Below are 23,131 nucleotides of genomic sequence, written 5' to 3' on the forward strand. Positions count from 1 at the left end.
TGCCGAGCAGCGGCAGCCCCAACAGCTTCCACGGGCCCAGGTATGTGTCGACGCACCGGCGGTAGGCCGGGCCACGGAGTGTTCCGCGGCCCGGCCTCGCGCCGTCCGGCTGCCCGAGCGGGCGCCGGCTACTTGAGCATCCGGGCGGCCTCGACGGCCCAGTAGGTGAGGATCGACTCGGCGCCCGCACGGCGGATCGAGGTCAGCGTCTCCATGATCAGGCGCTCGCGGTCCACCCAGCCGTTGGCGGCGGCGGCCTCGACCATCGCGTACTCGCCGGACACCTGGTACGCGGAGACCGGCACCGGGGAGGCGTCGGCGACCTGCCGCAGGATGTCGAGGTAGGCCATGGCGGGCTTGACCATCACCATGTCGGCGCCCTCGGCGAGGTCCAGCTCCAGCTCGCGCAGCGCCTCGCGGGCATTGGCCGGGTCCTGCTGGTAGGTCTTGCGGTCGCCCCGGAGCGAGGAGCCGACCGCCTCGCGGAACGGGCCGTAGAAGCCGGAGGCGTACTTGGCGGTGTAGGCGAGGATGCCGACGTCCTGGTGGCCCGCCTCGTCCAGCGCCCGGCGGATCACGCCGATCTGGCCGTCCATCATGCCGGACGGGCCGACCAGGTGGACCCCCGCCTCGGCCTGGACCAGGGCCATCTCCCGGTAGCGTTCCAGGGTGGCGTCGTTGTCGACGCTGCCGTCCTCGGCGAGTACTCCGCAATGGCCGTGGTCGGTGTACTCGTCCAGGCACAGGTCGGACATCACCACCAGGGCGTCGCCGACCTCCGAGACCACGTCCCGGATCGCCTGCTGCAGGATGCCGTCCGCCTTGGTGCCCTCGCTGCCGACGGCGTCCTGCACCTCGGGCACACCGAACAGCATGATGCCGCCGAGGCCCGCCTCCGCCGCCTCGACGGCGGCCTTCCGCAGGGTGTCCCTGGTGTGCTGGACCACGCCGGGCATCGAGGTGATCGGCCTCGGCTCGGCGATGCCCTCGCGGACGAAGGCGGGCAGGATCAGCTCGGCCGGGTGCAGACGGGTCTCGGCGACCAGTCGGCGCATCGCCGGGGTCGAACGCAGCCGGCGCGGGCGTACGTACGGGAATTCAGCGGACACGGGACATCTCCGAACGGGTGCGGAAGCCCGGGAGGGCGACGACGACCTCCCGGGCGGGGGTTGGGCCGCCCGGCAGTCCTAGCGGGCGGCCTTGCGGCGCGAGCCGGGACGGCGCTCGCTGGGACGGTACACCGGTTCACCGGCCGCGAGGGCGGTGTCCCGGCGGGCGGCGCCGAAGTCGGCCAGGGCCTGGGCCAGCGCGGAGGCGGACGGCGCGGGCGCCATCACGTCGACCCGCAGGCCGTGCTCCTCGGCGGTCTTGGCGGTGGCCGGACCGATACAGGCGATGATCGTCACATTGTGCGGCTTGCCCGCGATACCGACCAGGTTGCGCACGGTCGAGGACGAGGTGAAGAGCACCGCGTCGAACCCGCCGCCCTTGATCGCCTCGCGGGTCTCGGCCGGCGGCGGCGAGGCGCGCACGGTCCGGTACGCCGTCACGTCGTCCACCTCCCAGCCGAGTTCGACCAGGCCGGCCACCAGGGTCTCGGTGGCGATGTCGGCCCGCGGCAGCAGCACCCGGTCGATCGGGTCGAAGACCGGGTCGTAGGGCGGCCAGTCCTCCAGCAGGCCGGCGGCGGACTGCTCGCCGGACGGCACCAGGTCGGGCTTCACCCCGAAGTCCACCAGCGCCTGGGCGGTGGTCTCGCCGACCGCGGCGACCTTGATCCCGGCGAAGGCGCGGGCGTCCAGGCCGTACTCCTCGAACTTCTCCCGGACCGCCTTGACTGCGTTGACCGAGGTGAAGGCGATCCACTCGTAGCGGCCCGTCACCAGGCCCTTGATCGCACGCTCCATCTGCTGCGGGGTGCGCGGCGGCTCCACCGCGATGGTGGGCACCTCCTGCGGCACCGCGCCGTACGAGCGCAGCTGCTCGGAGAGGCCGTGCGCCTGCTCCTTGGTGCGCGGGACCAGGACGTTCCAGCCGAACAGCGGCTTGGTCTCGAACCAGGAGTGCGAGGAGCGGTGCGCGACCTGCTCGCCCACCACGGCTATGACCGAGGTCGCCGGGTCGACCGGGGCCGACACCGGGGACGGCAGCACCCGGGCCGCCTTCAGCTCGGCCGCGATGGTGGCCAGGGTGGAGGTGAAGGTGCGCTGGCGGGTGGTGGTGCCGGACAGCGTCGCGGAGAGCGCCGCGTCGGGCTTGCGGCCGCCTGCCACCAGGGCGCTGGCGGTGGCGGGAAGCTGGCCCAGGGTGGTGCGGACCACCAGCGTGGTCTCGGGGGCGCCGAGGTCCACCGGGCCGCCGGCCAGCAGGGACGGGCCGTCCACGAAGCGGACGTCCGCCCCCTGGCGGCCGCGCAGCGGGACACCCGCGTACGCCGGGACGCCGACCGACTGGGCGACGCCCGGGATCACCTCGAACGGGACCTCCGACTTGGCGCAGCGCAGCATCTCCTCGGCGGCGCAGCCGTCCAGGCCGGGGTCGCCGTCGACGGTACGGACCACGTGCTTGCCCGCCCGCACGGCCTCGGCGACCAACTTGGCCACGTCGAGGTCGCTCTCCTCGGCCGGGTTGTACACCTGGACGCCCTGCGGGCAGTGGGTGCGCACGGCGGCCGCGGTGAGCGGGTCGGCGATCAGGATGTCGGCGGAGGACAGCTCGTCGACCGCGCGCAGGGTGAGCAGCCCGGGGTCGCCGGGGCCCGCCCCCAGGAAGGTGCAGCGCCCGGTCGGGGCGGCCGGGACGGCAGCGGCGGACGGACTAGTGGCGGGGCTCATCAGGCTCGCTCCCCCATCAGGTTGGCCGCTCCCGCGTCGAGCAGCCGGGCGGCGAGGGCGCGACCGAGGGCCGTCGTCTGCTGCTCGGCGGTCTCGTCGAGGACGAGCGGACCGTTGGCGGTCATTCTCAGCAGGGTGGCGCCGTCGACGGTGCCGACCACGCCTTCCAGCGTCAGTTCCTGGCCGTCCCAGGTCGCGAGTGCCGCGACCGGGGCGGAGCAGCCGGCCTCCAGGGTGGCCAGCAGTGCGCGCTCGGCGACCACGGCGGCCCGGGTGGGGGCGTGGTCCAGGGCGCGCAGCTCGGCGGCGAGGCCGGCGTCCACGCACTCGACGGCGAGGGCGCCCTGCCCGGGGGCCGGGAGCATCAGCTCGGGGTCGAGGTGCTCGGTGATCTCGTCGGCGCGGCCGAGGCGGTTGAGGCCGGCGGTGGCCAGGACCACGGCGTCCAGCTCGCCCTTCTCGACGTAGCCGATCCGGGTGTCCACGTTGCCGCGGATGGCGACGGTCTCCAGGGCGGCGCCGCGGGCCGCGGCCCAGGCGTTCAGCTGGGCCATCCGGCGCGGGGAGCCGGTGCCGATCCGGGCCGGGCGCCCGGTGCCGGCGAGCTTCTCGACCAGCTCGGACAAGGCGAGGCCGTCGCGGGCGACCAGTGCGTCGCGGACGTCCTCGCGCTCGGGGACGGCCGCCAGCAGCAGGCCCTCGGGGGCTGCGGTGGGCAGGTCCTTGAGCGAGTGCACGGCGAGGTCGATCCGGCCTTCCAGGAGCGCGTCGCGCAGGGCGGAGACGAAGACGCCGGTGCCGCCGATCTGGGCCAGCGACTCTCGCGACACGTCGCCGTAGGTGGTGATCTCGACCAGCTCCACAGGGCGCCCGGTGACCCGGGTCACCTCGCGGGCCACCATGCCGGACTGGGCCATGGCGAGCGCGCTGCGGCGGGTGCCGAGGCGCAGGGGTTGTGCCGACTCGTCCTGAGTGGTGCTCAGTTGACCATTCATGAGGTGATCGTCCCGGTCGTGCTGATGGGATGGTGGGGGTTCATCGAGCCGCTCCGGTGGTCGGAGCGGCACCGGCCTGTGCCGCGGGGATGCCTCCGGCGGGAACGCTGGCACCGGCCTGCGTCCCGATCGGGGTGCCGGAGACAGCGTGCACCGCCGCCGGGTCCAGGTCGAACAGTTCGCGCAGGGCGTCGGCGTAGCCGGCTCCGCCGGGCTCGGCGGCGAGTTGCTTGACCCGGACGGTCGGCGCGTGCAGCAGCTTGTCGACCACACGGCGGACGGTCTGGGTGATCTCCGCCCGGGACCGGTCGTCCAGGTCGGGCAGCCTGGCCTCCAGGCGGGCGAGTTCGCTGCTCACCACGTCGGAGGCCATGGCCCGCAGGGCGACCACGGTCGGGGCGATCCGGGCGGCGCGCTGGGCGGCGCCGAACGCGGTCACCTCGTCGGAGACGATACCGGTGACGGCGTCCACGTCCCCGGCGCCGGGAGTGGCGGCGTGGGCGTGGGAGAGGCTCTCCAGGTCGACCAGCAGGGCGCCGGGCAGCTCGTGCACCGCGTGGTCCACGTCGCGCGGCATGGCCAGGTCGAGGAAGGCGAGCGGGGCTCTCCTCTTCAGGGCTCGGCTCGCTTCCGGGCGCTCGTACCCGGCGTCGACGCTCTCCCCCAGCCTTGGCGGTTGGGAGGTGCCCCCCGCTCCGGCGCGCCCTTCGGCTCGCTCGCCAGCTCCGGCGCTTTCGCGGGCGGCGACGGCGGCCTCGACCACGGCGGCCGGGATGACCACCCCGGCGGCGCCGGTGCAGGAGATCACCAGATCGACGTCGGCCAGCGCCTCGGGCACCTTGGCGAAGTCCACCGTACGGGCGCCCAGGTTGGCGGCCAGCCGCTCGGCGCGCTCGGGCGTGCGGTTGGCGATCAGGAGGTCGGCGACGCCGGCGCGGACCAGGGTGGCGGCGGCCAGCGAGCTCATCGAGCCCGCGCCGACCACCAGCGCCCGCTTGCCCGCGATCTCCCCGATCACCGCGGCGACCTGCTCCAGGCCGAAGGTGACCAGCGACTGCCCGGCCCGGTCGATCCCGGTCTCGCTGTGGGCGCGCTTGCCGACTCGCAGGGCCTGCTGGAACAGCTCGTTGAGCCCGCGTCCGGCGGTGTGCTCCTCCTGCGCCTTGGCCAGCGCGTCGCGCAGCTGGCCGAGGATCTGGCCCTCGCCGACCACCATCGAGTCCAGGCCGCAGGCCACCGAGAAGAGGTGGTGGACGGCGCGGTCCTCGTAGTGGACGTACAGGTGGGCGGTCAGCTCCTCCAGGTCCACCCCGCTGTGCTGGGCGAGCAGCTGGGAGAGTTCGGCCACGCCCGCGTGGAACTTGTCCACGTCCGCGTAGAGCTCGATCCGGTTGCAGGTGTTGACCAGGGCGGCCTCACCGACCATCGCCGACGCGGCGGCGTCGTGCAGCAGACGGGTGGGGACGTCACCGGTGAGCGCGGCGCGCTCCAGCACCTGCACCGGCGCCGTCCGATGGCTCAGCCCAACGACGAGAAGACTCATGCCCGCCCCTTGCGCGTCCGGATGCCACAGCTGCTGGTGCCGCTGCCGCGGGTGTCGATGCCGCTCATGCCGGCATCACCGCGGAGAGATCGCCGTCGGCGCCCTTGGGCGCGGACTTGCCGCCGTTCGCCGCCTCGGACCGGTCCGCGCGCTCGGCCTTGCCGGAACCGCCGGCGGCGCGGCGGAGCTTGGCGGCGGCGGCACGCACCGGACCGGGGGCCCGGTCCAGCATCGAGTCGCCAGGCGAGGGTTCGTCGCCGGCCTTGCGCTGCTCGTGGAAGGCCAGGATCTGCAGCTCTATGGAGAGGTCCACCTTGCGCACGTCCACACCGTCCGGAACGGTCAGCACGGTCGGCGCGAAGTTCAGGATGCTGGTGACGCCCGCCTCGACCAGCCGGTCGCAGACCTGCTGCGCGGCGCCCGGCGGGGTGGTGATCACACCGATGGAGACCTGCTGGCTCTCCACGATGGATTCGAGTTCGTCCATGTGCCGCACCGGCAGTCCGGCGGCGGTGCTTCCCACCACGGCGGGGTCGGCGTCCAGCAGGGCCGCCACCCTGAAGCCACGGGAGGCGAAGCCGCCGTAGTTGGCCAGCGCGTGCCCCAGGTTTCCGATGCCGACGATGACGACCGGCCAGTCCTGGGTGAGGCCCAGCTCCCGGGAGATCTGGTAGACGAGGTACTCCACGTCGTAGCCGACCCCGCGGGTGCCGTAGGAGCCGAGGTAGGAGAAGTCCTTGCGCAGCTTCGCGGAGTTGACCCCGGCCGCGGCGGCGAGCTCCTCGGATGAGACGGTAGGAACCGAACGCTCGGAGAGGGCGGTCAGCGCACGCAGGTACAGCGGGAGTCGGGCGACCGTCGCCTCCGGGATGCCCCGGGCGCGCGAGGGTCGTCGCGCGGCGCCCTGGTCGGGCGTCTGCGAACTGCTCTGGTTGGATCGGCCGATTGCCACGGTGCTCCTGTAGGTGAAGCTGGGCTTTGGCAGCCAGGCTATGCGTTTGTGAACGTGTGCACAAAGATGGTGTCCGATTTGTCCCCGCACAGTGATGCGCATCACGTCGTGCGCGGCGGCCTGCACCACTCGCCGCCCGACCCGGTGCGGACCGGCTCCGGCCACGACGCGCCCGGCGATCACGGCCCGGACCGGACTTCCCCGGGCACCGGCGGCGACTGCTCCGAACGGCGGCGCGGCGGCACCCGTTTCCGCCCCGGACGCGACCTCGCGGCCGGCTCCCGCAGCGGGCCCGCGCGAGAACACCCGGACGCGGCGTCGCGGCGGGCCGGTACGGACGGGTTCACCCTCCGGACGCCGCCGGCCCGCGCCCGGGCCGACCGGACGGACCGCAGCCGGGGAAGGCGGCGACGACTCGGACTCAGGCGCCGAGCGCGGTGCGCAGGCGGCGTTCGTCCACGCGCCAGAAGTCGTGCTGGCGGCCGTCGATCAGGGTGACCGGGATCTGCTCGGCGTACTTGCGGTGGAGCTCGGCGTCCTGGGTGATGTCCTGCTCCTCGAAGGACGCCCCCAACTCGCCGGCCACCCGCAGGATCGTCTCGCGGGCGTCGTCACACAGATGGCAGCCCGGCTTGCCGATCAGGGTGACGGTACGGTCGGCCGGATTCTTGGGGGCACGTCGCAGCAGTGGGCTCACCCGGCCCATTGTGCTCCCCCGTCGCACCGGCCGGGCAATGGGGCGGACGAGCGGCGTTAACCCGCCCTGCACACCACCGTCACGGGAAGAGACGGCCCGGCTGACTATGCTCGGTGCCATGGCCGCGCTACGAAGGCTCCACCAGGCAGGGCGTACCCCCACCGAGCGGACCGCCCTGGCGGGCGAGGCCGCCGCCGACGCTGCCGCCGCCGACCTCGAGCGGGCCACCAAGCCCGCCGAACCGAAGCGCGCCAAGCCCCCGAAGGCCCCCGTCGAGGACCACACCCCGACCCCGGGCGACCTGCAGGCCGCCGCCTTCTTCGACTGTGACAACACCATCCTGCGCGGCGCGGCGATCTTCTACCTGGGCCTGGGCCTGTACCGGCGCAGGTTCTTCACCCACCGCGACGTGGCCCGCTTCGCCTGGCAGCAGGCGTGGTTCCGGCTGTACGGCGCCGAGGACCCCGGTCACATCTCGGACGCCCAGGACACCGCCCTCGCCCTGGTCTCCGGGATGCGCACCGCCGACCTGGAGCAGATCTGCGAGGAGATCTTCGAACCGGTCATCGCGGAGAAGATCTGGCCGGGCACCCGGGCGCTGGTGCGACTGCACCAGGATGCCGGCCAGCAGGTCTGGCTGGTCACCGCCGCTCCGCAGGAGGTGGCCCGGATCATCGCCCGTCGGCTCGGGATGACCGGCGCACTGGGCACCGTCGCCGAGACGGTGGACGGCGTCTACACCGGCCGCCTGGTGGGCGGACTGCTGCACGGCCCGGCCAAGGCCGCGGCGGTCGGCGCGCTGGCCCGTCGCGAGGGGCTCGACCTGTCCCGCTGCGCGGCGTTCAGCGACTCGGCCAACGACATCCCGATGCTGACCCTGGTCGGCCATCCGTACGTGGTGAACCCGGACGCCGCGCTGCTGCGGCACGCCCGCGCGAACGGCTGGCGGGTCCGGGACTTCAGGACGGGGCGCAAGGCCGCGAGGGTCGGCCTGCCGGCCGCGGTCGTACTGGGCGTACTGGCGGGAGCGGCGGCGGGCGCCGTCGCGGCCCGCCGCAGGCAGCACGCCTGACCCCGCCGCCCCGCACCTCCCGGCCCCGCGGCCGACACACCCCGCAGCCCTGCCGCGCACCGCCTCCCGCGCCCGCGGCCGGTGCTGCCCGCCGCCCCGCCGCGAGCCCGCGCCGGACGCCATCTCCCGCACGCACGGCTGACGCTGCGTCATCTCGCCGGTGCGCACACCACCGCCGGGGTGTCACCCGCAGGCGTCATCCTGCGAGTTGGCGCGGCGAGCCGATCACGCTCCCGGGTTAACCGCGGTCACTGTGCGCAGCCTCCGAACCGGTTCGACCGTGACCGGATCCGATCGTTCGGCATCTCGGGAAAGTCTGGGGTTGCCGCGGCCTGGAGCCGGGAAACCCCGCCCCCCGTCCATGAATTGGTCACTTCGTGTGCACGGCTGGTCACATTGAGCCGGGCGACCGGCGGGACGTTCGGTCAGTTCCAGCTGAATATGCGCGAGAAGCGGATCCCAAACGACCACTTCGGCCACAGGGTGTAGCTGTCATTGCACAAAGCGTTATTCTCTCCTGGATGCACACCACCCATGCGTCCCGTGTGACGGCTGCCCAGGGAGATGTGCGCTCCGCGCAGGCGGAGGTGATCCGTCCACAGTTCTGCCTCTGGGAGTCCCGTGTACCCACCCGTCCGGAACGACGCGCCTGCCACCTCCCGCCCGTCGTCCGCCAACCTGCGCCCCGGTTCCGGCTCCAGTACGCACGGCTGGCCCAGCAGGCAGCTCGACCGACTCTGGGGCGCGATCCGCGAGTTCGAGCTCCACCTGCCTGGGCCGGCGCTCGCCGGCGCCGCGTTGGCGCCCCACCCCGCCCCGGTCGTCGCCGGGGCCGCCGCCCGTCGACCCGGCACACTGCTCCGCTCCGCCGCCACCAGCGGGCCCGGCACCCGCAGCCGCACTGCCCTCGGCGGCACCGGCCGCAGCCGCGCAAGGACCGCGCCCAGCACCGGCGTCGAGACCGAGCACAACCCGATCATGGACCTGGTCGAACGGGCCCAGAACGGCGAGAGCGAGGCGTTCGGCCGGCTGTACGACCACTACGCGGACACCGTCTACCGGTACATCTACTACCGGGTCGGCAGCCGGGCCACCGCCGAGGACCTCACCAGCGAGACCTTCCTGCGAGCGCTGCGCCGGATCGGCACCTTCACCTGGCAGGGCCGGGACTTCGGCGCCTGGCTGGTGACCATCGCCCGCAACCTGGTGGCCGACCACTTCAAGTCCAGCCGGTTTCGGCTGGAGGTCACCACGGGCGAGATGCTCGACTCCAACGAGTGCGAGCGCAGCCCCGAGGACTCGGTGCTGGAGTCGCTCTCCAACGCCGCGCTGCTGGACGCCGTCCGGCGGCTCAACCCGCAGCAGCAGGAGTGCGTCACGCTCCGCTTCCTGCAGGGGCTCTCGGTCGCGGAGACGGCCCGCATCATGGGCAAGAACGAGGGCGCGATCAAGACCCTCCAGTACCGCGCGGTACGCACCCTCGCCAGGCTGCTTCCCCCCGACGCACGGTGAGCCCGTCCGCCGCCCCGGGCGGACCGTCAGCAATCGCGTGGCACCCCGGACACGTCCGGGTGAATGGGTCGTCACATGATCAGCCGCGCGTAACCGACCCCCGGCACTGCTCGTTGGCCAGCGTGCAAACCCCCACCGGGCCCACGGTCAAGCAAGTTCAGGCCTCGTCACCCGATGGAGTGTTATTGGCTCGCCGTGGCAACCGTCCGGCAGGCCGGGGTGTCGACAACGACGAAGGGAGGTGTGGCCCGTGACGGCAAACGTGCTGGAGCACCGACGGGCGAGGGCCTTCGCCGAGGCGCTGGAGGCCCACCGAGCGGAGGCCAGACCCAGCAGCGGCGCAGCCGGTGGCCCGCTGAGCAGCGGTGCGCCGGACAGCAGCCCCGAACGCGGTTCCACCGCGATGGCAGAGCTGCTCGACCTGGCGGGGGCGCTCGGCTCGCTGCCCGCGCCCGAGCTGAGCGGTGAGGCCAGATCGCTCCAACGCGCCCAGCTGATGGCCGCGTTCGAGCGGGAGTGGGCCGGCGGCGCGGCGCAGGACGGACTCGCGGCCCGGGTGCCGCAGCAGCGGCGACACCGGGCGGTCAGGGCGCTGCGGGGCAGCCGCTGGGGACGGCGGCTGGTGATCGGCGGACTGGTCGCGGGAGTTGCGGTCGGCAGCCTCGCCGGCGCCGCCGCCGCGAGTTCCAACGCCCTTCCGGGAGACGCGCTGTACGGGATGAAGCGCGGCCTGGAGGGCATCCGGCTGGACTGGGCCGACTCGGACACCGAGCGCGGCTCGCTGCTGCTGGACCAGGCGTCGACCCGCTTGGCGGAGGCGCAGGGTCTGCTCGGTCGGGCGGGTCCGACGTCCGGGCTGAGCACCGGCACGGTCGAACAGCTCCGCCGGGCGCTGGACGACATGCACGCCGAGGCCATCCGCGGAAGGGAGTTGCTGCGCGCGGTGTACCGCAGCAACGGTTCGCTGACCCCGATGCGCACGCTGGCCTCCTTCGCGGACGACGAGGACGAGCGTTGGGCCGCCCTGCAGAGCCGGCTCCCGCAGCAGCTCACCACCCAGGCGAGCAAGGTGGATTCGCTCTTCGACGAGATGAGCGAGGACGTCGCCCCGCTCCACCTGGAGCAGCCGGCCGTCAGCCACTCCACCGGCACCGGCGCCACCACCAGTGGCACGGGGCTGCACTCCCCCGGCGGTTCGCCCGCCGACCCGGCTCAGGGCGGCGTCGGACAGGGTCCGGCCGGCCGGCCGAGCGGTTCGGGCACGGGGGCGGCCGCGTCGAAGCCGAGCCCGGCTCCCGGCACGGTCGGCGGTCTGGTCGACAACCTGACCAGCGGCCTCACCGGACACGGGTCCTCGCCCACCGCCCCGGCCGCCGGTCAGCCCACCAGGCCGGCCGGTACGCCCACGCCGTCGCAGTCGACGACGGACGGCGGTTCCGACGGTCAAGGCCTCGACATCCCTCCGCTCCTGCCCAACCTCCTGCCGGGCCTGAAGCTGGGCTGAGGCCGGAACCCTCGGCGGGTGGCCGTGAGTTGGCGCACTCACGGCCACCCGCCGCCGTTTCAGAGCCGCCGGGCCGCCCGAGCCCTCGGCGTCGGCCCTTCCCCCGGCCAGGGGTCAGAAGAAGACCGAACGCCGCTGGACCAGGAGCTTGTACAGGGTGTGCTGGATGGTCTCGCGGACCTGGTCGGTCAGGTTGAAGACCAGCATCGGGTCGTCCGCCGCCTCCGGCGGGTGGCTGTCGGTCGGGATCGGTTCGCCGAACTGGATGGTCCACTTGGTGGGCAGCGGCACCGCCCCCAGCGGCCCGAGCCAGGGGAAGGTCGGCGTGATCGGCAGATACGGCAGCCCGAGCAGCCGGGCGAGCGTCTTGGCGTTGCCGATCATCGGGTAGGTCTCCTCGGCCCCGACGATCGAGCACGGCACGATCGGCACCTGCGCCCGCAGCGCCGAGGCTACGAACCCGCCGCGCCCGAACCGCTGCAGCTTGTACCGGTCCGCGAACGGCTTGCCGATCCCCTTGAAGCCCTCGGGCCAGACGCCGACCACCTCGCCGCGCTCCAGCAGCGCCTGGGCGTCCTCGTTGCAGGCGAGGGTGTGCCCGGCCTTCCGGGCGAGTTCGTTCACCACCGGAAGCACGAAGACCAGGTCGGCGGCGAGCATCCGCAGGTGCCGCTGCCTGGGGTGGTGGTCGTGGATGGCGACCTGGGTCATCAGGGCGTCCAGCGGGACGGTGCCCGAGTGGTTGGCGACGATCAGTGCGCCGCCCTCGCTCGGGATGTTCTCGATGCCCCGCACCTCGACCCGGAAGTACTTCTCGGCGAGCGGGCGCAGCGCCGAGAGGAAGACCTCCTCGGTGAGTTCGCGGTCGAAGCCGAACTCGTCCACCTCGTAGTCGCCGGTGACCCGCCGGCGCAGGAAGGCGAGGCCGCCCGCGGCGCGCTGCTCCCAGCCCTTGCCGAGGACCCGGGCGGCGGCGGTGCCGAGCTTTCCGGCGAGGGCGCCGCCGACGGCCTCGGCGACGCGGTCCGCGAACCGCTCCGTCGCCGCGCTGCTGCGGTCGCCGTGCCAGCTGGGCGCGGACTCGATCGGGATGACCTTGGCCTCGGTGCCGGCGTACTCTCTCGCGGCGGTCATGGTGGCCTCAGCTCCTCGGGGCGTCGGGGTGGTCGGTGCCGAGCAGCCCGGCCAGCCGGTCGGTGACTGCGGCGAGCCGTTCGGGCGGCAGGAGTCCGGGCGACTGCGCGGCGGCGAAGTCGGCGAAGGCCTCCGGAGTGGTGAACTTCGGTACGTACCCGAAGGTTTCGCGCAGCTGCGTGGTGTCCACCACCCGGCCGTGGGTGAGTAGCCGGATCTGTTCGGGCGAGATGTCGGCGAGCCGGGTCTGCCGGACGATGCCCGCGACCAGGCCGAGGGCGGGCAGCAGCAGCGGCACGGTCGGCCGGCCGAGGCGGCGGGCGCACTGGGAGAGCAGCAGCACGCCCTCGCCGGCCACGTTGAAGGTGCCGGTGTTGGTGGTCCCGGGCCGGGCCGGGCCCGCGGCCAGCCGCAGTACCTCGACGGCGTCGTCCTCGTGGATGAACTGCAGCCGGGGGTCGTGCCCGAGCGCGGTCGGCAGGACGGGCAGTGCGAAGTACTCGGTGAGCGGGGTGTCCCCGGCCGGGCCGACGATGTTGGCGAAGCGCAGCACGGTGACCGCGACGTCGGGGCGGCGGCGGGCGAACCCGCGTACGTATCCCTCGACTTCGGCGGCGTCCTTGGCGAAGCCGCCGCGCGGCAGGTCCTTGGGCTGCATCCGCTCGCCGAAGACGGCGGGGTCGCGGGGTGCGGAGCCGTACACGCCGGTGGTGGACTTCACCACCAGGCGCTGCAGGCCCGGGGCCTTCTGGCAGGCGCCGAGCAGCTGCATCGTGCCGATGACGTTGGTCTCCTTGACCACGGCGCGGCCGCCCGGGCCGGTGGCGCTGACGGTGAGGTGGACCACCGTGTCGACGTCGTGTTCCGCCATCACCCGCGCGACGGACGGGCGGCGCAGGTCGACCTGGACGAACCGGCAGTCGTCCGGCAGCTCGCGCTGCGGCGGGCGGACGTCCACGCCCACCACCAGGTCCACGTCGGGATCGCGGCTGACCTCCGCCGCGAAGCGGGCACCGAGATGGCGTGCCACGCCGGTGACGAGCACGACCCTGCCCACAGCCTCGTGTCCTCCTCGCCGTCGCACGCGGGGCTCCAACCCCTGACTGCACCGTACCGTGCGGCTGTTTCCGCGCCGAAAACGCCACCACCCGCCCGGACGGAAATTCGTCTGGGCGGGCGGTGGGCACACCTGGTGCGCGGGGCGTCCCGGAGGTCGGCTGACCCTCGCCGAGGCGAGGAAAGCGCGCAGCCGTGTGGTGTTACTTCTTGTTGCGACGCTGAACGCGAGTCCTCTTCAGAAGCTTGCGGTGCTTCTTCTTGGCCATACGCTTGCGACGCTTCTTGATGACAGAGCCCACGGAACAACCCTCGCTCACTCAGACTCTCGCCCGTGAGAGACGGAGTCCATACGACTGACGGACGGCCTAGCCTACCGTCCGCACGCCCAGCACCGTAATCGGCGTCCGTCGGTGTCGTGCCTACGCGCTCTCAAGGCGCACGTAGGACTCCTTCAAGTACTCGTGGACCGCCTGTTCGGGCACCCGGAAGGAGCGGCCGACCCGGATGGCCGGAAGCTCTCCGCTGTGCACGAGGCGGTAGACCGTCATCTTCGACACCCGCATCACCGCGGCGACTTCCGCCACGGTCAGGAAGACGACCTCCTGCAGGGGGCGTTCGCCAGCACTCATGACCTCACCCGACCCTTACCCGTGTGCTAGGCACCGGCTTCCCCTCCGGTGACTCCACCGGCACACGTGTATCCCCAGAGTAGTTATGGGTGGTACCAGTGGGAAGAGGGGGAAGCCCAGTCTCCGTACGGTGCGAGATCCCATCGTTGCAGTACGTAGTCGCTCCGCGCTCTGTAGCAGTCCGGGTGCGCACCGCCGTCCACCGGTGCGCCGCCGCAACCACTGCCCCGGCCTTCCCGGCGAACGGCGCCGGGTCGTCAAGGTCCGCGAAGCCCGTCGGCTGCGATGCCCGGCCGGCCGGGACCGCGGGGCCGGCCGTGGCCGCCGCCCCAGGTCAGGCGGCGCTTGACCGGCTGCGGCAAGGGCGCTCGGCGCCGGCCGTACCGGCTGCGCGGAGTGGTGCACGGCAGCCTGCCGCCGGTACTGGCAGTGATTCTTCCGCTTCGGTCGGGCGCACCGTCAAGAGATCTGACCACGGCCACTGGTCCGGGGTGGTCGAGTTCGCAGGTGCGGCTCCGGCCGGGAGCGGGCTCACGGAAGCGCGCACCCCGCGCTGGGGTGAACACGGGCGCACCCGAATGCCTCCAGTACCCCGGCGAGCGCCCCGTGGCGGCCCGGCGGCCTGCGGTGGCATGGCAGGTGGGCCTCGGACCCCACCCCGGCGTCGGTCACGGCAGCAGGCCGTGGTGCGGGTAGACCGCCCGCCTGGCCGCCAGGATCGCCTGGTCGAGGCGGTCGGCGGGGTCGTAGCCGCTTTCCTGGAAGTCCCGCCAGTGGGGCCCCGCGCCGTCGGTCATCCGCAGCGGGGCCTGCTGCCTGGTACGGCGGTACACCTCCGCGCGCCAGCTCTCCGGGGTTTCGGCGGCGGGGTCGATCGGGTGACCCGCCGCGGTGGCGACCAGATGAGTCCAGGCGCGCGGGACCACGTCCACCACCGCGTAGCCGCCCCCGCCGGTCGCGATCCAGCGGCCTTCCGCGTACCGGTGGGCGAGTTCGTGCATCGACTCGGCGATCATGCGCTGGGCGTCCACCGTCACGGCCAGGTGCGCGAGCGGGTCCTCGACGTGGGTGTCGGCGCCGTGCTGGCTGACCAGCACCTGGGGGCGGAAGGCGGCGAGCAGTTCGGGGACCAGGGCGTGGAAGGCACGCAGCCAGCCGCTGTCGCCGGTGCCCGCGTGCAGCGGGAGGTTGGCCGCCGATCCCGGCGCGTCGGGGCCGCCGGTCTCGGTGGACCAGCCGGTCTCCGGGAAGAGCGTGGACGGGTGCTCGTGGATCGAGACGGTCAGCACCCTGGGGTCGTCCCAGAACGCCTGCTGCACACCGTCCCCGTGGTGCACGTCCACGTCCACGTACGCGACGCGTTCGGCGCCCAGCTCCAGCAGGCGGGCGATGGCCAGCGCCGGGTCGTTGTAGACGCAGAAGCCCGAGGCACCGGCCGGCATCGCGTGGTGCAGCCCGCCGGCGAAGTTGACGGCGTGCGGGGTCTCGCCGTTCCACACCGCCTCGGCGGCGGCCACCGACTGACCGGCGATCAGCGCCGAGGCGGTGTGCTGGGCGGCGAACGCCCAGTTGTCCGCGGTGCCCAGGCCGTGCCGCAGATCGGTGGTGGTCGGGTCCGCGGCGACGCGTCTGACCGCCTCGATGTACTCGGCGCTGTGCACCAGGCCCAGGGTGGAGTCGCCGGCGGGCGGGGCGGACCGCACGGTCACGCCGGGCGCGGTGGTCAGGCCGAAGGCCTCGACCAGTCGCATGGTCAGCGCCAGCCGGGTCGGGTCCATCGGGTGGCCGGGACCGAAGTCGTAGGCGGTGACGGCCTCGTCCCAGTAGAGGTGCAGGCCACAGGAGGTGTCACGCTCGGCTTCGGGCATGATCCCAAGGTAGTGCACCGGCTCGGCCCGACCCGAGCCGAAGGGCGCGGCGGGGCCGGTGGCCGGCGGCTCAGTGCCCCGGTGCGGTGGGCTGTACGCGCCGCTCCCCGTGCTCCCGGTCGCCGGGGCGGCCGGGGGCGAAGTGGCCGGCCAGCGGGGCGATCAGGAGGATCAGGACGAGCGGGGCGAGCAGGGCGATGCGGTAGGAGGCGGCGTCCGCGAGGGCACCGACCAGGGGCGAACCCAGAAGGAAACCCACGTAGTTGAAGAGGTTGAGCCGGGCGACCGCGGCATCGGAGTCCTCCGGGAAGAGCCGTCCGCCCGCCGCGAAGACCTGCGGGATGATCGCGCAGATGCCGAAGCCGAGCAGGGTGAACCCGGCGATGCCGACCGCCGGGCCGGGCGCCGCCGCCGCGAGGGCGAAACCGAGTGCGGCCAGCGCGGCCCCCGTCCGGACCACGGCCACCGCGCCCCACCGCTGCACCGCCCGGTCACCGAGGGCGCGGCCCAGCAGCATGGCGACCATGTAGCCGAGGTAGGAGAACTTGGCCACGTCACCGGCGCTGTGCAGCCCGTCGGTGAGGTACTTGACGCTGTAGTTGGAGACCGAGGCGTCCGCGATGTAGGCGGCGGCCATCGCCGTGCAGAGCGGCAGCAGCGGCCGCCAGGGGATGGACCTGGCCGCCGCCTCGGCCGCTTCCCGTACCGCGTCGCCGAGTTCGGCCCGCCCGGGGAAGCGGGTTCCGGCCAGCAGCGCCAGCGGTGTGAGCACCGCCGCGGTGGCCCCGAACAGGGTGGGCAGTCCCGAGTCGTCGTGCGCACCGAGCCAGGCGATCGAGCCGCCGAGAATGCCGCCCAGGCTGAACGCGGCGTGGAAGCCGAGCATGATGCTGCGCCCGTAGCGGCGCTGGAGGCCCACCCCGAGCATGTTCATACTCGCGTCCAGCGCACCGACCAGCAGGCCGAACAGACCCAGCGCGACGGCCAGTTGCCAGAGCCTCTCGCCCAGCCCGACCGCGGCGAGGGTGAGGCAGACGGCGGGCTGGACGGTCCGCAGCACACCGCGTGCGCTGCTGCGCTTCACCAGTTGCTCGGAGCCGATCGACCCGACGCCGGCCAGGACCGGCACCGCCGCCAGGAACACCGGCAGCATCGCGTCGCTCAGCCCGTACCGGCGCTGGATCTCGGGTATGCAGGTCACCAGCAGCGCGAAGGCGGTGCCCTGCAGCAGGAAGCCGACCGCCAGCGCCGCCCGCGACCGGCGCAGTCCCGCGTCCACGGCTTGCCGCATGGCCGCCCCCGATCCCCCCGGCACTACCGGCCGGTACGAAAGATGTTGGCCGCGAGCGTAGGTGCTGCGGGGCGGTTGCGGGAGGGGTTGGACCGGACTCTCTTCCGCGAAGCCGCTCCGGGCGCCGGGTACGGGTCAGGGCCGCTCGGCAGCCCTCAGGCAGCGGCCACCAGGTCGAGCAGCTGCGGGAGTTCGGTGATCAGGCCGGTCGCCCCGGCACCGGTGAGCTTGGCCGGGTCGGTGAGGGCCGCGTAGCCGTACACGTCCATTCCGGCGGCGCGGGCGGCCAGCACGCCGTTGCGGCTGTCCTCGACCACCAGGCAGCGCGCGGGGTCCACGCCGAGGGTGCGGGCCGCGTGCAGGAAGAGGTCGGGCGCGGGCTTGCCGATGCCGACGTCCTGGGCGCTGAAGATCCGTTCCTCCGCGTGATAGCCGCGAAGGCCGGCGAGGTCGAGTGCGGTGCGGATCCACTCGTGGTGCGCGGAGGACGCCAGGCAGTACGGGACCCGGGACCGCCGGAGGGTCTCCAGCACCTGCCCGGCGCCGCGCACGGCGGTGAGCTCGGCCCGGAAGGCGGCGAACACCCGGTCGTGGAAGAGCCGGTCGAAGCCCTCGGGCAGCCGCGCCCCGTACCGCTCGCCGATGACGTCGTGCACGGTGTGCGCGGCGCAGCCCATGAAGTCCCGGTAGGAGTCCTCGACGGCGGTGGGGTAGCCGAGTTCGGTCAGGTACTCGGCCAGCACCCGGTTGGATATCGGCTCGCTGTCCACGAGCACACCGTCATTGTCGAAGATCACCAGGTCGTAACTCACCGGCCCCAGGCTACTGGCCGCCCGTCGGGCGGCGGCCGCTCACCTGCCCCGGCCCGCCCACCGGACGCTCACTTGCCGCCACCCGCCAGCTCGCGGGACCGGTCACGGGCCGCCTCCAGCGCGCCCAGCAGCGCGGCCCGGACCCCGTGGTTCTCCAGCTCGCGGATGGCCGCGATGGTGGTCCCGGCCGGCGAGGTGACCGCCTCGCGCAGCTTGACCGGGTGCTCTCCGGAGTCGCGCAGCATCACCGAGGCGCCGACCGCCGACTGCACGATCAGGTCGTGCGCCACCTGCCGGGGCAGGCCGAGGAGGATGCCCGCGTCGGTCATCGCCTCCACCAGGAAGTAGAAGTAGGCCGGGCCCGAACCGGACAGCGCGGTGGCCGCGTCCTGCTGGGACTCCGGCAGTCGCAGCACCTTGCCGACCGAACGGAAGATCTCCTCCGCCCACTCCAAGTGCTCCTCCTGGGCGTGCGAGCCGCCGGAGATCACGCTCATGCCCTCGTCCACCAGCACGGGCGTGTTGGGCATCACCCGGACCACCGGCGTGCCCGCCGCCAGCCGCGCCTCGAACCAGGCGGTCGGAATGCCGGCGGCGGCCGAGACCACCAGCCTGTCGGCGGCGATGTGCGGGGCGAGTTCGTCCAGCAGGGTGCCCATGTCCTGCGGCTTCACCGCCAGGATCAGGGTGTCGGCGACCTTGGCCGCCTCGGTGTTGGAGACCGCGGTGACCCCGTAGCGGGCGGCGAGTTCGGCCGCGCGCTCCGGGCGGCGGGCGGTGATCAGGACGTCCGCCGGGTCCTTGCCCGCCCGCAGCAGGCCGGAGAGCAGGGCCTCCCCGATCTTGCCGGTGCCGAGGAAGGCGATCTTCTGTCCGTGTGCGCTGCTCATGGCCGCTCCTTACGTACCGTGTCCGGCCATCCTCGCACTTCGGGCGGCCCCTGCGGGGCCCTGTCCGGCTTTCGGGACCGGCTCCGCCGCGCGGGCCGACCGGAGCGCCTACCGTCAACAGCCATGCGGCTTGTGATGGTCCGTCACGGCGAGTCCGTCCACTCCGGGCTCGGCCTGGTCGCGGGTGAGCACGGCTGTCCCGGGCCGACCCGGACTTCACCTCCGCCACCGACTGGGACTTCGACGAGAGCAAGGGCGTCTGGCGGCTGCTCTCCTTCAACGACCGCGCCCACCTGACGGATGGCCTGGCGGACATGAGCCCTCGACGGTGAGCGGCGGGGCTGCTTAGGATCGCCAGTGCGGCATCGCGTGTCGGTCACCGGCCGGGTGAGGCATGGAGGTAGCCGCAGATGCCTTCTGGAGGCATTCGATCATGTCAGTCGAACTGAACCACACCATCATCCACTCCCGGGACAACCGGAGTTCCGCCGAATTCCTGGCGGGCGTCCTGGGCCTCGAGGTCGGAGCGGAGTGGGGCCCGTTCATACCGGTCGCCACCGACAACGGGGTCACCCTGGACTTCGCCACCATCCCCGCCGAGTCGATCACCCCGCAGCACTACGCCTTCCTGATCTCCGAGCAGGAGTTCGACGCCGCCTTCGAGCGGATCAAGCAGGCGGGGATCACCTACTACGCCGATCCGCACCAGAAGCAGCCGGGCGAGATCAACCGCAACGACGGCGGGCGCGGCCTGTACTTCATGGATCCGGCCGGCCACGGCATGGAGATCCTCACGGTTCCGTACGGCGGCTTCCGGTAACCCCAAGTCACCCGTGATCCTGGGCAGTTGATCCGTGCTGCCCGGCTTCCCCCGACGCCGGGGCGACCAACCCCGAGGAGCCGCCTCCCTGAACGGAAAATTCACGGTAAGCGGGGCATGCGTCGTCGCCCGGGCGGTGCTGGCCGCCGGGAGGTTGCCAGAGCTGGGGTCAGGCTGCGGGAGTGAGGGTGACTTGGTGTCCGAGGGCTGCCAGTTGGCGGACCAGGTCACGTGTTCGGCGGGTCGGGTCGATCAGGCGCTGGTGGTAGTCAGGGCCGAGGTCGGTGTACTGGGTGTCGGGGTTGTTGATGAGGTGCCAGACGATGACCAGGATCGTGCGGGCGACCGCGACCAGGGCTTTCTTGTGACCTCGGCGTTTGACGATGCGTCGGTAGCGGGCGCCGAGAAAGGTGTCGGTGCGTGAGGCGGCCATCGCGGCTTCACCGAGAACGCCCTTGAGCCAGGGGTTGCCCTTGCCGGTGCGGCCGGTGGCGGTCTTGGTGCCGGACTGGATGGTCCGTGGACACAGCTTCGCCCATGACGCCAGGTGGTCCGGGGTGGGGAAGACACTCATGTCCGGGCCGAGTTCGGCCAGCAGGATCTGGGCGGTGGTCGGACCGACGCCGGGGATGGCATCGAGCCTATCGACCAGGCTCGACCGGTTGCGATCGCCGGCTGCGGTCCGGTTGTGGCCTGCGGCGCCGGCGTCGTGCGCGGTCAGCTCCTCGATGGCGCGGGTAATACGCTCGGAGAGCTTGTCGATCTGGGCGGTCAGGTGGTCGATGCTGTCGAGCAGAGTGCGGCAGAGGAACGCGTGGTGTTCTTCGAACTGCCCGGTCAGCGCCAGTGCGAGAGCATCCTTCTTGGCGGCCATCCGGCCCTTGGCCATCTGGGCCAGCACGCTCGGGTTGCGTTCGCCAGCGATCATCGCCTCCATCATGGCCCGTCCGGAGACGCCGAAGATGTCGGTGGCGACCGTCGACAGCTTGACCTGGGCGTCCTCCAGGATCTTCTCGACGCGCTGCTTGTGCCTGGACCGTTCCTCGGTCAGCACGGTGCGGGTTCGGGTGAGGTCCCGTAGCTGGCGGACCGGCTTCGGCGGTACGAACGAGGGTCGCAGCATCCCGCGTTCGGCGAGTTTGGCGAGCCAGACGGCGTCGAGCTTGTCCGTCTTGGGCCGGCCCGGGACGTTCTTGACCTCGCGGGCGTTGACCAGCCAGCACTCCAGGCCCCGGGCCTCCAGGAGGAAGAAGAACACCTTCCAGTACGACCCGGTGGCCTCCATCACCACCCGGGTCACGCCTTGGCACAGCAGCCGGTCTCCCAGTTCGAGGACGGCAGTCGTGGTCGCGGCGACGTTCCAGACTTCCTGGACGCGGCGGCCCTCCCGAGCCAGGTGCGGCAAGCGCATGCACACCATCCCTGACGCCTTCGCCACGTCGATGGCGGCCACCCGCTCGACGAGCCCCTCGATCGCCTCGATCTCCTCTGTCTCCACATCCACCCCTTCACGGCAGGCCTCGGCAGGTGGCGGCCGCCCGGGAGCGGGAGGGGAGAGCGGGAGTCTGAACGGCGTGCTCGTGGCAACAGTGCATGGCCCCTCAGGCCGGCTCCGGCATCAGACTTACACGCGGGCTCACTGGCCCAAGGGTTGATCGACGTCAGCGGGCGGCCGCCGCACCGATTTTCACGCACGCAGGGCGTCGCTGGAAGGACAAGATGACTTACGGGAAAACTCAGGGTCGGCCGCTCTGGCGTCCCGGGCCGGCGCGGCGCACCGTTGAGTCATGGGACACGCAGATTTGTCGCGAAGTGAGACCAGACAGCTCGCCGTCGCGTCGGCGACGCTCGGGCCCTGGCGGACGGCCGCGGCCGTCGGTGCGCTGGCCGGCGGGGCAGCGCTGGGGATCGACGTCGTCACCGGTCACTGGTCCATGGACATCCTGGCCGGACCGGTCGGCCTGGCCCTGTTCTTCTTCTTCCTGGTCGGCACGGTGGGCGGCAAGCTCCGCCGGGACACCGCCGACCGGCGGCTGGCCCGCTGGGCCGACGAGCACCCGTGGCGGTCGGCGCTGCCCGCGGCGGGCGCACTGCTGGTGCTGAACACGCTGGCGCTCACCCTGCTGGGTAGCTGGGGGCTGTTCGGCGCGCTCTTCACCTCGCTGCTGCCGGCAGGCATTCTGCTGGTGGTCGCCGGGGTGGTCGGCTCGGTGAAGCGCGCCAGGCGCGGCGCCTAGCGGCCCGGCGTTCGGTGCCGTCCTTCCGCGCCAGCCGCGCGCGGGCACGGCGGACGCAACAGACGCACTGACCCCACCGGGGCGGTCACGATTCCTGCACAACCGGCCGCCCCGGCCGCATGTTCACCCTCCCGGGTCGACATACTGACCGTGTGCCGACAGCCGAAGACCCCCAGCCGCGCCCCGGGGACCAGCCGCAGCGCGATCCCTTCGAAAACCTGGTCCTGGACGAGGAGTTCATCCGGGCCGCGACCGTGCAGGAGCAGTCCGGACGGGCCCGGATGCTCGCCGCCAAGTGGAAGCGCGAGCCGCCGGAGCCCGACCCGCCCGGCGCCCGGGTAGGACGGCTGCCGGGCCGCCGCAGCCGGCTGCGGGCCCGGATCGGCAGGCGGTGGCAGTCCTGGCTGATCATCGCGGTGGTGATCGGCCTGGCAGCGCTCAGTTTCCGGCTCGCGACGGGCGACCGCCCCACGCCACCCCCTCCGGTCATCGAGCAGACCCGGACCAAGGCCCCGCCGAGCGCGAGCCCGGCCCCGAGCAGCCCGGTGGCCCACCCGATCCGCTGGACGGGGTGACCCGGCGGCGCTTTCCCCCGCGGTGGTCTTCAGGACGCGGAGCGAGGGCTTCGCGACGGGCGGCCCGCGCCCTTGGTGTTCTCCCGCTTGCGCTTGACCGCACCGCGGCGCTCGTAGTGCATCCGCGCCTGGTCGTAGCCGGCCCGCTTGACGCCTTCGCCGGGCGCCTCGACCAGGCTGCGGACGAAGTACGCGACGAGCGCGCCCACCGCCCCGATCAGCCAGACCGCGCCGAGCGACCTGTCCTCGGCCATCCAGCCGGCGAGCGACTCCCGGCCCTCGGTCAGCAGCTTCCAGTTGCGTACGGCGGCGAGGCAGGAGCAGACGGCGATGGCCGCGATCAGCAGACCGTTGACGAACCCGCCGGAGTCGGACAGCCGGACGCCACCGACGGCGAAGCGCAGCACCAGCGCACCGGCGGCGGCGCAGAGCAGCGCACCGATCGGGACCACGACCCGGCGCGCCCAGTAGCCGGTGCCACGGTCGACCCAGCTGGTACCGAAGAAGCGGATGGGCTCCGGCTCGGGGGCCCGGGACTGGGGCGTGCTGGGGGAGGTGCGCTGCTGCTTGGTCACGAGTCCGATTGTGACTCCTCCCTCCGGGGAAGTGCGGCGGGCCTCTCCGGCCGGCATCCCCCACCGCCCCGGGAAGGCCGCCGGGCCCGCCCCCCCCCCGGAGCCGCGAGGCGGAACGGCGGAGGGGACCGC

At 72.8% G+C, this 23,131-nt stretch carries 22 protein-coding genes; 6 read left to right on the plus strand and 16 right to left on the minus strand.

What is annotated here, in order from left to right; all coding sequences use genetic code 11:
* Positions 1 to 128 precede the first annotated feature (128 nt).
* The 6 genes from hemB to ABD369_RS04800 all read right to left on the minus strand — a co-directional run bounded on the left by hemB (position 129) and on the right by ABD369_RS04800 (position 7,030).
* The gene (gene hemB, locus ABD369_RS04775) at positions 129 to 1,109 is read right to left on the minus strand and encodes a porphobilinogen synthase (protein WP_344634916.1); all 981 of its coding nucleotides are present in this window, start codon (positions 1,107 to 1,109) and stop codon (positions 129 to 131) included.
* Between the two features lie 78 nt (positions 1,110 to 1,187).
* Entirely contained in the window at positions 1,188 to 2,834 is a 1,647-nt protein-coding gene (locus tag ABD369_RS04780) for a bifunctional uroporphyrinogen-III C-methyltransferase/uroporphyrinogen-III synthase (protein WP_344634917.1), read from the minus strand.
* Positions 2,834 to 3,829: a hydroxymethylbilane synthase gene (hemC, locus tag ABD369_RS04785; RefSeq protein ID WP_344634918.1), complete on the minus strand. Its 996-nt coding sequence runs from the start codon at positions 3,827 to 3,829 to the stop codon at positions 2,834 to 2,836. The genes ABD369_RS04780 and hemC overlap by 1 nt, the downstream gene beginning before the upstream one ends.
* 40 nt (positions 3,830 to 3,869) lie before the next feature.
* Positions 3,870 to 5,372: a glutamyl-tRNA reductase gene (locus ABD369_RS04790; RefSeq protein WP_344634919.1), complete on the minus strand. Its 1,503-nt coding sequence runs from the start codon at positions 5,370 to 5,372 to the stop codon at positions 3,870 to 3,872.
* 64 nt (positions 5,373 to 5,436) lie between these two features.
* The gene (locus ABD369_RS04795; protein ID WP_344634920.1) at positions 5,437 to 6,324 is read right to left on the minus strand and encodes a redox-sensing transcriptional repressor Rex; all 888 of its coding nucleotides are present in this window, start codon (positions 6,322 to 6,324) and stop codon (positions 5,437 to 5,439) included.
* A 421-nt stretch (positions 6,325 to 6,745) separates the two neighbouring features.
* Positions 6,746 to 7,030: a glutaredoxin family protein gene (locus ABD369_RS04800; RefSeq protein ID WP_344634921.1), complete on the minus strand. Its 285-nt coding sequence runs from the start codon at positions 7,028 to 7,030 to the stop codon at positions 6,746 to 6,748.
* Between the two features lie 109 nt (positions 7,031 to 7,139).
* Here ABD369_RS04800 and ABD369_RS04805 point away from each other — a divergent pair, with 109 nt between their 5' ends.
* The 3 genes from ABD369_RS04805 to ABD369_RS04815 all read left to right on the plus strand — a co-directional run bounded on the left by ABD369_RS04805 (position 7,140) and on the right by ABD369_RS04815 (position 11,109).
* Entirely contained in the window at positions 7,140 to 8,093 is a 954-nt protein-coding gene (locus ABD369_RS04805; RefSeq protein ID WP_344634922.1) for an HAD family hydrolase, read from the plus strand.
* A gap of 747 nt (positions 8,094 to 8,840) precedes the next feature.
* Positions 8,841 to 9,605 (plus strand): ECF subfamily RNA polymerase sigma factor, BldN family, encoded by a 765-nt coding sequence (locus tag ABD369_RS04810; protein ID WP_344635098.1) that lies wholly within the window; start codon positions 8,841 to 8,843, stop codon positions 9,603 to 9,605.
* A 250-nt stretch (positions 9,606 to 9,855) separates the two neighbouring features.
* Complete coding sequence (locus ABD369_RS04815; protein ID WP_344634923.1) at positions 9,856 to 11,109, plus strand: DUF5667 domain-containing protein; 1,254 nt, start codon at positions 9,856 to 9,858, stop codon at positions 11,107 to 11,109.
* A gap of 114 nt (positions 11,110 to 11,223) precedes the next feature.
* Here the strand turns inward: ABD369_RS04815 and ABD369_RS04820 are convergent, their stop codons facing one another.
* From ABD369_RS04820 to proC, 8 genes are all read right to left on the minus strand, one after another.
* Entirely contained in the window at positions 11,224 to 12,243 is a 1,020-nt protein-coding gene (locus ABD369_RS04820) for a lysophospholipid acyltransferase family protein (RefSeq protein ID WP_344634924.1), read from the minus strand.
* A 7-nt stretch (positions 12,244 to 12,250) separates the two neighbouring features.
* Positions 12,251 to 13,300, minus strand: coding sequence for an NAD-dependent epimerase/dehydratase family protein (locus ABD369_RS04825; RefSeq protein ID WP_344634925.1), 1,050 nt, complete (start codon positions 13,298 to 13,300; stop codon positions 12,251 to 12,253).
* A 202-nt stretch (positions 13,301 to 13,502) separates the two neighbouring features.
* Positions 13,503 to 13,619, minus strand: coding sequence for a 30S ribosomal protein bS22 (locus ABD369_RS04830; protein WP_425311139.1), 117 nt, complete (start codon positions 13,617 to 13,619; stop codon positions 13,503 to 13,505).
* A 102-nt stretch (positions 13,620 to 13,721) separates the two neighbouring features.
* Positions 13,722 to 13,931 carry a helix-turn-helix domain-containing protein gene (locus tag ABD369_RS04835; protein WP_344634926.1) on the minus strand — a complete coding sequence of 70 codons (210 nt, stop codon included), beginning with the start codon at positions 13,929 to 13,931 and terminating at the stop codon, positions 13,722 to 13,724.
* A gap of 668 nt (positions 13,932 to 14,599) precedes the next feature.
* On the minus strand, positions 14,600 to 15,799 hold the full coding sequence (locus ABD369_RS04840; RefSeq protein WP_344634927.1) for an acetoin utilization protein AcuC: 1,200 nt from the start codon (positions 15,797 to 15,799) through the stop codon (positions 14,600 to 14,602).
* 70 nt (positions 15,800 to 15,869) lie between these two features.
* The gene (locus tag ABD369_RS04845; protein ID WP_344634928.1) at positions 15,870 to 17,090 is read right to left on the minus strand and encodes an MFS transporter; all 1,221 of its coding nucleotides are present in this window, start codon (positions 17,088 to 17,090) and stop codon (positions 15,870 to 15,872) included.
* Positions 17,091 to 17,245: 155 nt separating this feature from the next.
* Complete coding sequence (locus ABD369_RS04850; RefSeq protein ID WP_344634929.1) at positions 17,246 to 17,902, minus strand: HAD family hydrolase; 657 nt, start codon at positions 17,900 to 17,902, stop codon at positions 17,246 to 17,248.
* 68 nt (positions 17,903 to 17,970) lie between these two features.
* Positions 17,971 to 18,792 carry a pyrroline-5-carboxylate reductase gene (proC, locus tag ABD369_RS04855; protein ID WP_344634930.1) on the minus strand — a complete coding sequence of 274 codons (822 nt, stop codon included), beginning with the start codon at positions 18,790 to 18,792 and terminating at the stop codon, positions 17,971 to 17,973.
* A gap of 433 nt (positions 18,793 to 19,225) precedes the next feature.
* Between proC and ABD369_RS04860 the strand changes: the two genes are divergently transcribed.
* The gene (locus ABD369_RS04860; protein WP_344634931.1) at positions 19,226 to 19,612 is read left to right on the plus strand and encodes a VOC family protein; all 387 of its coding nucleotides are present in this window, start codon (positions 19,226 to 19,228) and stop codon (positions 19,610 to 19,612) included.
* A 169-nt stretch (positions 19,613 to 19,781) separates the two neighbouring features.
* On the opposite strand, the gene ABD369_RS04865 is transcribed toward ABD369_RS04860, so the two are convergent.
* Positions 19,782 to 21,116, minus strand: a complete 1,335-nt coding sequence (locus ABD369_RS04865) for an IS110 family RNA-guided transposase (RefSeq protein ID WP_344634932.1) — start codon at positions 21,114 to 21,116, stop codon at positions 19,782 to 19,784.
* Between the two features lie 283 nt (positions 21,117 to 21,399).
* Here ABD369_RS04865 and ABD369_RS04870 point away from each other — a divergent pair, with 283 nt between their 5' ends.
* On the plus strand, positions 21,400 to 21,849 hold the full coding sequence (locus tag ABD369_RS04870) for a hypothetical protein (protein WP_344634933.1): 450 nt from the start codon (positions 21,400 to 21,402) through the stop codon (positions 21,847 to 21,849).
* Between the two features lie 152 nt (positions 21,850 to 22,001).
* Positions 22,002 to 22,424 carry an SCO2583/SCO2584 N-terminal domain-containing protein gene (locus tag ABD369_RS04875; protein WP_344634934.1) on the plus strand — a complete coding sequence of 141 codons (423 nt, stop codon included), beginning with the start codon at positions 22,002 to 22,004 and terminating at the stop codon, positions 22,422 to 22,424.
* Between the two features lie 29 nt (positions 22,425 to 22,453).
* On the opposite strand, the gene ABD369_RS04880 is transcribed toward ABD369_RS04875, so the two are convergent.
* Positions 22,454 to 22,999, minus strand: coding sequence for a hypothetical protein (locus ABD369_RS04880; RefSeq protein ID WP_344634935.1), 546 nt, complete (start codon positions 22,997 to 22,999; stop codon positions 22,454 to 22,456).
* Positions 23,000 to 23,131 lie beyond the last annotated feature (132 nt).

Source organism: Kitasatospora cystarginea (genome assembly GCF_039533515.1).
Taxonomy (GTDB): Bacteria; Actinomycetota; Actinomycetes; order Streptomycetales; family Streptomycetaceae; genus Kitasatospora; species Kitasatospora cystarginea.